Source organism: Streptomyces sp. NPDC012769, from assembly GCF_042901205.1.
In the GTDB taxonomy this organism is placed as follows: Bacteria; Actinomycetota; Actinomycetes; order Streptomycetales; family Streptomycetaceae; genus Streptomyces.
Window position 1 is genome coordinate 16454 of the sequence record NZ_JBIBCP010000004.1, and the last position, 10540, is coordinate 26993.

The 10540-nt window shown below is 71.9% G+C and carries 12 protein-coding genes; 6 read left to right on the forward strand and 6 right to left on the reverse strand.

What is annotated here, in order from left to right; all coding sequences use genetic code 11:
* The first annotated feature begins 181 nt into the window (after nucleotides 1-181).
* Nucleotides 182-1453 carry an Ig-like domain-containing protein gene (locus tag ACFY7C_RS21345; protein WP_389652866.1) on the forward strand — a complete coding sequence of 424 codons (1272 nt, stop codon included), beginning with the start codon at nucleotides 182-184 and terminating at the stop codon, nucleotides 1451-1453.
* A 68-nt stretch (nucleotides 1454-1521) separates the two neighbouring features.
* Here the strand turns inward: ACFY7C_RS21345 and ACFY7C_RS21350 are convergent, their stop codons facing one another.
* Nucleotides 1522-2424: a helix-turn-helix domain-containing protein gene (locus ACFY7C_RS21350; RefSeq protein ID WP_389652868.1), complete on the reverse strand. Its 903-nt coding sequence runs from the start codon at nucleotides 2422-2424 to the stop codon at nucleotides 1522-1524.
* Between the two features lie 129 nt (nucleotides 2425-2553).
* Here ACFY7C_RS21350 and ACFY7C_RS21355 point away from each other — a divergent pair, with 129 nt between their 5' ends.
* From ACFY7C_RS21355 to ACFY7C_RS21365, 3 genes are all read left to right on the forward strand, one after another.
* The gene (locus ACFY7C_RS21355; protein WP_389652871.1) at nucleotides 2554-3597 is read left to right on the forward strand and encodes an NAD(P)-dependent alcohol dehydrogenase; all 1044 of its coding nucleotides are present in this window, start codon (nucleotides 2554-2556) and stop codon (nucleotides 3595-3597) included.
* Between the two features lie 77 nt (nucleotides 3598-3674).
* Nucleotides 3675-4046: a DUF1330 domain-containing protein gene (locus tag ACFY7C_RS21360; RefSeq protein ID WP_389652873.1), complete on the forward strand. Its 372-nt coding sequence runs from the start codon at nucleotides 3675-3677 to the stop codon at nucleotides 4044-4046.
* Nucleotides 4047-4089: 43 nt separating this feature from the next.
* Nucleotides 4090-4635, forward strand: a complete 546-nt coding sequence (locus tag ACFY7C_RS21365) for a hypothetical protein (RefSeq protein WP_389652876.1) — start codon at nucleotides 4090-4092, stop codon at nucleotides 4633-4635.
* Between the two features lie 36 nt (nucleotides 4636-4671).
* Here ACFY7C_RS21365 and msrA read toward each other — a convergent pair whose 3' ends face one another.
* Both msrA and ACFY7C_RS21375 read right to left on the reverse strand, forming a co-directional pair.
* Nucleotides 4672-5331 (reverse strand): peptide-methionine (S)-S-oxide reductase MsrA, encoded by a 660-nt coding sequence (msrA, locus tag ACFY7C_RS21370; protein ID WP_389652879.1) that lies wholly within the window; start codon nucleotides 5329-5331, stop codon nucleotides 4672-4674.
* Nucleotides 5332-5391: 60 nt separating this feature from the next.
* Entirely contained in the window at nucleotides 5392-6495 is a 1104-nt protein-coding gene (locus ACFY7C_RS21375; protein WP_389652882.1) for a hypothetical protein, read from the reverse strand.
* A 73-nt stretch (nucleotides 6496-6568) separates the two neighbouring features.
* Between ACFY7C_RS21375 and ACFY7C_RS21380 the strand changes: the two genes are divergently transcribed.
* A complete protein-coding gene (locus ACFY7C_RS21380; protein WP_389652885.1) occupies nucleotides 6569-7723 on the forward strand; it encodes a cystathionine gamma-synthase in 1155 nt (384 codons plus the stop codon).
* Between the two features lie 83 nt (nucleotides 7724-7806).
* On the opposite strand, the gene ACFY7C_RS21385 is transcribed toward ACFY7C_RS21380, so the two are convergent.
* The 3 genes from ACFY7C_RS21385 to ACFY7C_RS21395 are packed head-to-tail and all read right to left on the reverse strand — an operon-like array spanning nucleotide 7807 to nucleotide 9071.
* Complete coding sequence (locus ACFY7C_RS21385; protein WP_389652888.1) at nucleotides 7807-8055, reverse strand: hypothetical protein; 249 nt, start codon at nucleotides 8053-8055, stop codon at nucleotides 7807-7809.
* Nucleotides 8052-8498: a sigma factor-like helix-turn-helix DNA-binding protein gene (locus tag ACFY7C_RS21390; protein ID WP_389652891.1), complete on the reverse strand. Its 447-nt coding sequence runs from the start codon at nucleotides 8496-8498 to the stop codon at nucleotides 8052-8054. The genes ACFY7C_RS21385 and ACFY7C_RS21390 overlap by 4 nt, the downstream gene beginning before the upstream one ends.
* Before the next feature lie 57 nt (nucleotides 8499-8555).
* Nucleotides 8556-9071, reverse strand: a complete 516-nt coding sequence (locus ACFY7C_RS21395) for a MarR family winged helix-turn-helix transcriptional regulator (protein ID WP_389652893.1) — start codon at nucleotides 9069-9071, stop codon at nucleotides 8556-8558.
* 124 nt (nucleotides 9072-9195) lie between these two features.
* Between ACFY7C_RS21395 and ilvA the strand changes: the two genes are divergently transcribed.
* On the forward strand, nucleotides 9196-10431 hold the full coding sequence (gene ilvA, locus ACFY7C_RS21400) for a threonine ammonia-lyase (RefSeq protein WP_389652895.1): 1236 nt from the start codon (nucleotides 9196-9198) through the stop codon (nucleotides 10429-10431).
* Nucleotides 10432-10540: the final 109 nt, after the last annotated feature.

Sequence of the window (10540 nt, forward strand, 5' to 3'; positions counted from 1 at the left end):
GCCCCACGGGCCCCGGGACGGTGTCGTCCCGGGGCCCGTTCCCGTCCACGGGAGGGCCCTCGGGAACCGCGGGCTCCGCCGGTGCGTGTCGCACAGTGGTGTTCCCCACAAACCCCCCGGTTACGGAACCGGGCGGGTTGTCATGGGTGTTTCAGTGGGAAGTGGCAGGTAATCGGCGACGATGGAGAAGCATGTGATGACGTACGGCAAGCGCCGCAGGAGCCTGACGGCGGCCGCCGCGGTGCTCGGTGGCGTGCTGGTGCTCTCGGCGTGCAGCGACAGCGACAAGGGCGGCAGTGCCGCCGACGCCTCGCAGAGCGCCCAGTCACAGGCTCAGGTCGACGAGGCCGCCGCGCAGAAGACCTCCAAGGCGCAGATCACGATCACGCCGAAGAACGGTGCCCAGAACGTGTCGATCAACGACGGTGCCAAGGTCACCGTCGCCGACGGCAAGCTCACCGAGGTCAGCATGACCTCCGCCGAGGGCGACACCGTCAAGGGCGAGATAGCGGCGGACGGTCTGAGCTGGCAGCCCAGCGGTCAGCTCAAGCGCGGCGTCGTCTACAAGATCGCGGCGACGGCCACCGACGCCGAGGGTCTGGAGGCGCACGAGAACTCCTCCTTCACCACGGTCTCCAAGGCCAACAGCTTCATCGCCAACTTCACGCCGGAGTCCGGCTCCACGGTCGGCGTCGGCATGCCGGTCTCGATCAACTTCAACAAGTCGATCACCGACAAGAAGGCCGTCCAGAGCGGCATCAGCGTGAGCTCCAGCTCCGGCCAGGAGGTCGTCGGCCACTGGTTCAACTCCACGCGGCTCGACTTCCGCCCGGAGAAGTACTGGGCCGAGGGCTCCACCGTCACCATGAAGCTGGAGCTCGACGGCGTCGAGGGCGCCGACGGCGTGTTCGGCGTCCAGGAGAAGACCGTCACCTTCAAGATCGGCCGCAACCAGGTCTCCACGGTCGACGTGGCCACGAAGATGATGACGGTCAAGCAGGACGGCCGCACGGTCAAGACCATCCCGATCTCGGCGGGCTCCCCGGAGAACACCACCTACAACGGGCAGATGGTGATCTCCGAGAAGTTCAAGGAGACCCGGATGAACGGCGCCACCGTCGGCTTCACCGACGCCGACGGCAAGGGTGAGTACGACATCAAGGACGTGCCGCACGCCATGCGGCTGTCCACCTCCGGCACCTTCATCCACGGCAACTACTGGGGCTCCCGCTCGATCTTCGGCAGCGTGAACACCAGCCACGGCTGTGTGGGCCTCGCCGACGTCAAGGGCGCGGGCGACCCGAAGCAGCAGGCCGCCTGGTTCTACAACAACTCGATCATCGGTGACGTCGTCGTCGTCAAGAACTCCAAGGACAAGACGATCGCTCCCGACAACGGCCTCAACGGCTGGAACATGAGCTGGTCGGAGTGGAAGGCCGGCTCCGCCGTCTGATCCGCTGGTCCGCGACGGCGTACGTGTGCGGCGGCCCCCTCGTCCCAGGACGAGGGGGCCGCTCGCGTTCAGGACCGGGTGTCCGCGTCCGGGGCCGTGTCCGGGGCCGTCTCCGTCTCCGTCGGATCGTCCACGCCCCACTGCGCCAGCAGCCGCAGCGCGTCCGCCGACGGCGAGCCCGGCTCCGCGTGGTAGGTCACCAGCACCAGGTCGGGATCGTCACCGGACACCTTCAGCGACTCGTACGACAGCGTCATCTCGCCCACCAGGGGATGCCGCAGCCGCTTCGTCCCGTGCCCCTTGTCCGTCACCGTGTGCGCCGCCCACAGCGAGCGGAACTCCTCGCTCCTGACCGACAGCTCTCCCACCAGCGCCATCAGCTCAGGGTCGTCCGGGTGCAGCCCCGCGTACAGCCGCAGCACGCTCACGACCTCGACCGCCTTGCACTCCCAGTCGACGTACAGATCGCGCGCGTTCGCGTCGAGGAAGATCATCCGCGCCATGTTCCGCTCGCGCGGCTCCCAGGCCGCGAAGTCGCCGAACAGGGCCCGCGCCATCCGGTTCCAGGCCAGGACGTCGAGCCGCCGCCCCACGACGAAGGCCGGCACCCCCTCCATCGCGTCGAGGAGCTGCGCCAGACCGGGCCGCACCTGCTGCGGGCGGGCGCTCCCCGCCCGGTGCCGCTTCTTCACGGTCGGCTTCGCCAGATGCGTGAGATGCGCGCGCTCGGTGTCACTGAGCCGCAGCGCCCGCGCGATCGAGTCCAGCACCTCCATGGACACGTTGCGGCCGTTGCCCTGCTCGAGGCGGGTGTAGTACGCCACCGAGACCCCGGCCAGCTGCGCCAGCTCCTCGCGGCGAAGGCCGGGCACCCGGCGGTGCCGCCCGAACTCGGGCAGGCCCACGTCCTGCGGCTTCAGCCGCGCCCGCCGGGAGCGGAGGAATTCGCTGAGTTCGGCACTGAGATCCATACGTCCCCAGTATTCCCGGTGACGGCCGAAACCGTGCGTACGTTCCTGACCCTGCCAGTGGTAGGCACGCCGGTCGTAGGCAGAACAGTGGTCTGGGTGTGGCCGGAAAACCACGGCAGGCTGGCCAGCATGACCACGAACGTCTCCGCCATCGCAGTACCCGCCGCCAACGCCCCGCTGGAGCGCACCACCGTGCCGCGCCGGGCCGTCGGCGAGCACGACGTCCTCATCGAGATCAAGTACGCCGGCATCTGCCACTCCGACATCCACCAGGCCCGCGACGGCTGGGGCGAGGGCATCTTCCCGATGGTCCCGGGCCACGAGATCGCCGGCATCGTCACCGAGGTCGGCCCCGGCGTCACCCGGCACAAGGTCGGCGACCGCGTCGGCGTCGGCTGCTTCGTCGACTCGTGCCGGGAGTGCGCGTACTGCGAGCAGGGCCTGGAGCAGTACTGCGTCAACGGCATGACCGGCACGTACAACGCCCTCGACAAGAACGGCGAGCCGACCTACGGCGGCTACTCCACGCACATCGTCGTCGACGAGAACTACACCCTGCGCATTCCCGAGGGCATCGCGCTCGACGCGGCCGCCCCGCTGCTGTGCGCCGGCATCACCCTCTACTCGCCGCTCGCCCACTGGCAGGCCGGCCCCGGCAAGAAGGTCGCCATCGTCGGCCTCGGCGGCCTCGGCCACATGGGCGTCAAGATCGCCCACGCGCTCGGCGCCGAGGTGACCGTGCTCAGCCAGTCCCTCAAGAAGCAGGAGGACGGCCTCAAGCTGGGCGCCGACCACTACTACGCCACCAGCGACCCGCGGACCTTCACCGAGCTCGCCGGCACCTTCGACCTGGTGATCTCCACGGTCTCCGCGCCGCTGGACTTCGACGCCTACCTGAGCCTGGTCAAGACGGACGGCGCCCTGGTGAACGTCGGCGCCCCGGAGGAGCCGGTCAAGGTGGGACTGTTCTCCCTCATCGGCGGCCGCAAGACGCTGGCCGGCTCGATGATCGGCGGCATCGCCGAGACCCAGGAGATGCTGGACTTCTGCGCCGCCCACGGCCTGGGCGCGGAGATCGAGGTGATCACGGCCGACCAGGTCAACGAGGCGTACGAGCGGGTCATCGCGTCCGACGTGCGCTACCGCTTCGTGATCGACGCGTCCACGATCTGACCTCGCCTCACGAGGGCGCCGGGGCATGACGTCCGGGGTAATCGACCCCGTACGGCATGCCCCGCCATGCTCTCCCCATGACCGCATACGCTCTCGCGAACCTGACCCCGGACGCCGCCGCCCTCCACGAGGACGTCTTCCTCTACATCGAGCGCATCCAGGCCACCCTCGCCCCCTTCGGCGGCCGCTTCCTCGTCCACGGCGCACCCCGCCGCGAGACCCTGGAGGGCGACTGGCCCGGCGCGCTCGTCATGATCGCCTTCCCGACCTACGACGACGCCCGCGCCTGGTACGACTCCGAGCCCTACCAGGCCCTCATCCCCCTGCGCACCCGCCACATCCCCGGCGACGTCCTGCTGATCGACGGCGTCCCCGACGACTACGACCCGGCAACGACGGCGGCGGCGATGCGCGCGGCGGCCTCGGCCGAACGGGTACCGGCCGAGTAGGGTCCTGGACATCGTCTTGTGGCCGTCCAGGGGGAGGACCGACGTGTCGGGGAGCAGCGGGGGCGGCGTGCTGTACGCGCTGGCGGTCGGAGTCTGGATGACCGTCTTCGGCGTGGTCGTCGCGACGGATTTTCGGGGCTCGGCCCATCGGCTGCACGCGATCTCGTTGCGTTCGGCGGCGTTCGGCGGGCCGTTCTCGCGAAGGGCGGGCGTGGGATTCGTACGGGTCCTGGCCGGGGTGTTCGCCCTGCTGGGGCCGGTGCTCCTGGTCGAGGGGGTGCTCCAGGTGAGCCGGGGCGAGACGCACGTCGTCGGTGACGCGCCGCGCCCGCCCCTGCCGTTCCTCCTGCTCGTGCTCGCCGCCATGGCCCTGGCGGCATGGAGCTACTGGCGGCGGCGTGGCTGGCTGCGCCGCGAATGGGCCGGCGGCGTCACGCGGAGGCGGATCGCCACCGTCGTGGTCACCGGCTGTTTCGCCGGCTTCGCCGCCGGGCTCGGGCTCGGGCTGCCGCTCCTGTCCGTGACGAGCTGGGCGCTCGGCGCCGGTGCGGGCCTGTACCTGCTGGTGGCCGGCCGCACCGAGCGCTGACGGTTGCGAGAGGCGCGCTGACGGCGAAGAGGCCGCCTACTCCGCCTTCGCCACCCCGATCGGGCAGGACACGCCCGTGCCGCCGATGCCGCAGTAGCCCGCCGGGTTCTTGTCCAGGTACTGCTGGTGGTAGGCCTCGGCCGGGTAGAAGGGGCGGCCGTCGGCCGGGAGGATCTCGGTGGTGATCGTGCCGTAGCCGGAGCCGGTCAGGACCTTCTGGTAGGCCTCGCGGGAGGCCGCGGCGGCCTCGGCCTGCTCGGGGGAGTGGGTGTAGACCGCGGAGCGGTACTGGGTGCCGACGTCATTGCCCTGGCGGAAGCCCTGGGTCGGGTCGTGGGACTCCCAGAAGAGCTTCAGCAGGCGCTCGTACGAGATCTTGGCCGGGTCGAAGACCACGCGGACGACCTCGGTGTGGCCGGTGAGACCCGAGCACACCTCCTCGTACACCGGGTTCGGGGTGTAGCCGCCCTGGTAGCCGACGAGGGTCGTGTGGACGCCCTCGGTCTGCCAGAACTTGCGCTCGGCGCCCCAGAAACAGCCCAGCGCGAAGTCGGCGACCTCCAGGCCCTCCGGGTAGGGGCCGAGGAGCGGGGTGCCGAGCACCGTGTGGCGCTCCGGGACCTGGAACTCCGGCTCGGAGCGCCCGCGCAGGGCCTGGTCGGGAGTGGGGAGGACGGGGGTGCGGGACAGGAACATGCGGCATCTCTCCTCGACGGTGGGCCCTTGGCACAACGTCCCCCGCGCCCCCGGGATTCCCTACCTCGGCAGCGTCGCCGGGCTGCCCCCGCTCGCCTCGAAGCCGGCCACCACCAGGTTGCGGTGCGCCGTGTACGCCGCCGCCGGGTCCTCGTGCAGCGTCCACGGCAGCGCGCCCACGTATCCGTCCACGCGCACCAGGAGCGCCATCGCCTCGTTCCACCGCTCGGCGCCCATCAGGAAGTGCACCAGCAGATGGCGTACGTGCGCCAGCATCGGGTCGTCGGGCCGCGCCGAGTGCACCGCGTACAGGGCGCCCTCCACGGCCTTGGTCACCACCGCCGTGCGGTGGAAGTCACCGAGCACCAGCTCCGGCCGGTTCTCGAACACGGCGAACAGCGGCAGCGCGGCGAGCAGCGAACCGCGCGGCGCGCGGGCCGCCGCCGAGGTGGCGAAACGGTCCGCCTCCTCGCGCGAACCGTGCCACTTCCCGCACCAGTAGTGCAGCGCCGCCAGATGCGCCCCCATGTGCTCCGGCGCCCGGTCGATGATCTTCGCCCACAGCAGGTCGAACCGCTCGTGCGGGTAGGCGAGTCCACGCGCCACCGCCAGCTCGGAGATGTACGGCACCGGGTCGCCCGGCGAGAGCAGCGCCGCCTGCTCGCACGCCGCCCCGGCCTCCTCCAGGATGACCCGGAAGTCCTGCGAGCCGGCCGTCGAGGAGCGCCACGCCTGCTGCACCAGGAACTCCGCGTACACCTGCGCGCCGCCCGGGTCCTTCGGCGCCTCCGCCCGCCAGGACCGCAGCCACGCGCCGCCGACGCCCGGCCGCTCCGCCAGCTCCAGGGACGCCGCGCCCGCGAAGGCCTGGACCCGCTGCCAGCGCGTCTCGCCCTCCTTCTCGGTGCCCTTCAGGAGCTGCGAGGCGGCACGCCAGTCCTGCGTCGCCTGGACCACGTCGAGCACGTCGAGGAGATCCCGGTCGGGCCCGGGCAGCCGCACGTCCTGCTCCTCCTCGCGCAGGAAGCCGTACGCCTCCGGGTCCGCCGCGTCGGGCGAGCCGGGCGCCACCTGGCGAATGCCGCCCGAGCGCCGGCGCAGCACATAGGGGCCCAGGACGCCGAAGAGCATTCCGAGCGCGATCAGGAACCAGAGAATCTCCATGTGTCCATTGTCCAGGACACTGGCCGAGACATGAGGCGGCGACCGGGCCCGACCCGGACTACGCTCCTGCCTCATGAGCGACCAGCACTCCCACCAGAGCTTCGAGACCCGCGCCATCCACGCGGGCAACACCGCAGACCCGCTGACCGGCGCGGTCGTCCCGCCCATCTACCAGGTGTCCACCTACAAGCAGGACGGCGTGGGCGGGCTTCGCGGCGGTTACGAATACAGCCGCAGCGCCAACCCGACCCGTACCGCCCTGGAGGAGAACCTGGCGGCCCTGGAGGGCGGCAGCCGCGGGCTCGCCTTCGCCTCCGGCCTCGCCGCCGAGGACTGCCTGCTGCGCACCCTCCTCGTCCCGGGCGACCACGTGGTCATCCCCAATGACGCCTACGGCGGCACGTTCCGTCTCTTCGCCAAGGTCGTCGAGCGCTGGGGCGTGGACTTCTCCGTCGCGAACACCTCCGACATCGCGTCGGTGCGGGACGCGATCAACGACCGTACGAAGCTGATCTGGGTGGAGACCCCCTCCAACCCGCTGCTCGGCATCACCGACATCGAGGCGGTCGCGGGCGTGGCCCGGCAGGCCGGCGTGAAGCTGGTCGTCGACAACACCTTCGCCTCGCCGTACCTCCAGCAGCCGCTCGCGCTCGGCGCGGACGTCGTCGTGCACTCGCTCACCAAGTACATGGGCGGCCACTCCGACGTCGTCGGCGGCGCCCTGGTGACGGCCGACGCGGCGCTGGGCGAGGAACTGGCGTACCACCAGAACGCGATGGGCGCGGTGGCCGGCCCGTTCGACTCGTGGATCGTGCTGCGCGGCATCAAGACGCTCGCCGTGCGCATGGACCGGCACAGCGAGAACGCCGGCAAGATCGTGGAGATGCTGACCCAGCACCCGAAGGTCACCCAGGTCCTCTACCCGGGCCTGCCGGAGCACCCGGGCCACGAGGTAGCGGCCAAGCAGATGCGTTCCTTCGGCGGCATGGTCTCCTTCCGCGTGGAGGGCGGCGAGGAGGCGGCCGTCGAGGTCTGCAACCGCGCGAAGCTCTTCACCCTGGGCGAGTCCCTCGGCGGCGTCGAGTCGCTGATCGAGCACCCGGGCCGGATGACCCACGCCAGCGTCGCGGGCTCCGCGCTCGAGGTCCCGGCGGACCTGGTCCGCCTCTCGGTCGGCATCGAGAACGTCGACGACCTGCTCGCGGACCTGCGCGAGGCGCTGGGCTGACCCACCCCCGGTCCCCTCTTCCCGCCCGTGCTCCGGGCGGGAAGTCCTGCGGGGCCCGGTCGGGGTGGCGCGGCGAGCCGGCCTCACCAGCCTTCGAGCGGCGGAGTGGTCGCGGCCGGCACCTCCCAGGGCCGCACCATCGACGCCCAGACGACGAAGGCGACGACGACCGCGGCGAGCAGTGCCCAGCCGAGCCGCCGCAGCACCCGGTCCCGGCGCAGCCGCCGGGTGCCGCGGGCCACGGCCCGGGCGGCCAGGTCGCCGGGCACGGGCGGCTGCGCGGCCCGCAGCATGCGCCGGACCTCGTCCTCCTTGCGCTCGTGGCGGTTCACGAGGCCGCCCGCAGGGTGCTCACGGACCGCGCGCAGACGGCCCGCACCCGGTCCTCGGGCAGCCCGAGCAGCGCGGCCGTCCGCTCCTCGGCGACCCCCTCGTGGAGCCGGAGCACGACGACGAGCCGTTCCTGCGGGGTGAGCGCGGACAGCACCCCGCCGCGGCCGCGGTGATGGCGCCATGCGGTGCGGGCGAAGCGGCCGGCGAGCTCGGCGCGGGTGACCTCGTACGGGTCCTCGCCGCGCAGCCGGTCCCACTGGGCGTAGGTGAGGGCGAGGGAGGCCGTCAGCAGGTCCTGGGCGAGCGGATTGCGGTGCGCGGGCTCGGTCGTGAGCAGCGTGGCGACATGCAGCAGCCGGCCCGACGCTCCGGCCGCGAAGGCGTGGAACTCCCGGGTGCGGGCGGCGTTTTCGCCGTCGTGGCCGTGATTCGACTCGCGCACGTCCTCATATAGCGGCCGGTGCGCGCACCGGGTCAAGACCCGTGCCCGGGGCCCGGGTCACGACTTCGGCGCGGCCTCTTCCCGGTCGGCGGGCGGCAGGCCCGACTGGCGTGCCGACAGCGCCGAGTTGAAGCGGGTGAGCAGGGTGCAGAAGGACTCGCGCTCGGCGGGCGTCCAGCCCTCCGTCACCTCGGCCATCAGCCGGCGGCGCGAGGCGCGGACCTCCTCCAGGCGGGCCTGGCCGCGCGGGGAGAGCTGGAGCACGACCGCGCGCCCGTCCTCGGGGTGCGAGGTGCGCTTGACCAGGCCGGTGTCGACGAGCGGGGCGACCTGGCGGGTGACCGTGGAGGAGTCGATGCCCATGCCGGCGGCGAGCGCCTTCACGCCCATCGGGCCTTCCTGGTCGAGCCGGTTGAGCAGCAGGTAGGCGGCGCGGTCCATGGAGTTGCGGAGCTGCCCGGTGCCGCCGAGCCGGGTCTGCTCGGCCCGCCGGGCGAAGACGGCCACCTGGTGCTGGAGGGCGTCGAGGAGACCGGGGTCGAGCTCAGTCGTCATGTCCTGAGATGTGGGCATGGCTGTGGTGGCTCTCTCGTGCGGTGGTCGGTTGGTGGGGGACAGAGTACGCGGCCCCGGCGGGGTCCGTACCGGGCCTGCGCAATCCCGATCCCGACCCCGCTGAGCTGCGAGACTTGATGTCATGAGCTTCCGTACACCACGCCCCTTGCAGCCGCTGATCCTCGATGACGTCCGGGGGGCGCAGAAGATGCTCGCCGGGGTGGCGCGGGTGACCGCGATGGAGGGCAGCCGCCATCTGTCGTCGCTGGTGGGGGCGCCCGTCCACCTCAAGTGCGAGAACCTGCAGCGGACCGGTTCGTTCAAGCTGCGCGGCGCGTACGTGCGGATCGCGGGGCTGCGGCCGGAGCAGCGGGCGGCCGGGGTGGTCGCCGCCTCGGCCGGCAACCACGCGCAGGGCGTGGCGCTCGCGTCCGCCCTGCTGGGCGTGCACGCCACGGTGTTCATGCCGGTGGGCGCCCCGCTGCCGAAGGTGGCGGCGACCCGGGAGTACGGGGCGGAGGTGCGGCTGCACGGGCACGTCGTGGACGAGACGCTCGCGGCGGCCGAGGAGTACGCCCGGGAGACGGGCGCGGTCTTCATCCACCCCTTCGACCACCCGGACATCATCGCCGGCCAGGGCACGGTGGGTCTGGAGATCCTGGAGCAGTGTCCCGAGGTGCGGACGATCGTGGTGGGCGTCGGCGGCGGCGGTCTGGCGGCCGGGATCGGTCTCGCGGTGAAGTCGGTGCGGCCCGACGTGCGGGTGGTCGGGGTGCAGGCGGAGGGCGCGGCCGCCTATCCTCCCTCGCTCGCGGCGGGGCATCCGGTGGCGGTCGACGCGCCGGTGACGATGGCCGACGGGATCAAGGTGGGGCGGCCGGGCGACGTGCCGTTCGGGATCGTCCGGGAGTACGTGGACGAGGTCCTCACCGTCTCGGAGGACGCGCTCTCCTCGGCGCTGCTGCTCTGCCTGGAGCGGGCGAAGCTGGTGGTCGAGCCGGCCGGGGCGAGCCCGGTGGCGGCGCTGCTCGCCGACCCGGAGGCGTTCCGGGGCCGCGGGCCGGTGGTGGCGGTGCTGTCCGGCGGGAACGTGGACCCGCTCCTGATGCAGCGGATCCTGCGGCACGGCATGGCGGCCGCGGGCCGCTATCTGAGCCTGCGGCTGAAGGTGACGGACCGGCCGGGCGCGCTGGCGACGCTGCTGGCGGTCCTGACGGTGGTGGACGCGAACGTGCTGGACGTGAGCCATGTGCGGACCGATCCGCGGCTCGGGCTCACGGAGGCGGAGGTCGAACTGCACCTGGAGACCAAGGGTCCCGAGCACTGCGCGGAGGTCGCGGCGGCACTGCGGGACGCGGGGTACACCGTCCTGGGCTGAGGGGCTGGCTGAAGTGCTGAGCGGCTGAGGGGCGGAGGGCGCGGGCGGGCGTCCTGGCGCAAACCGGTTGTGTGTCGCGATGTATCGCGTTAGCGTGTGGTGCAGGTCA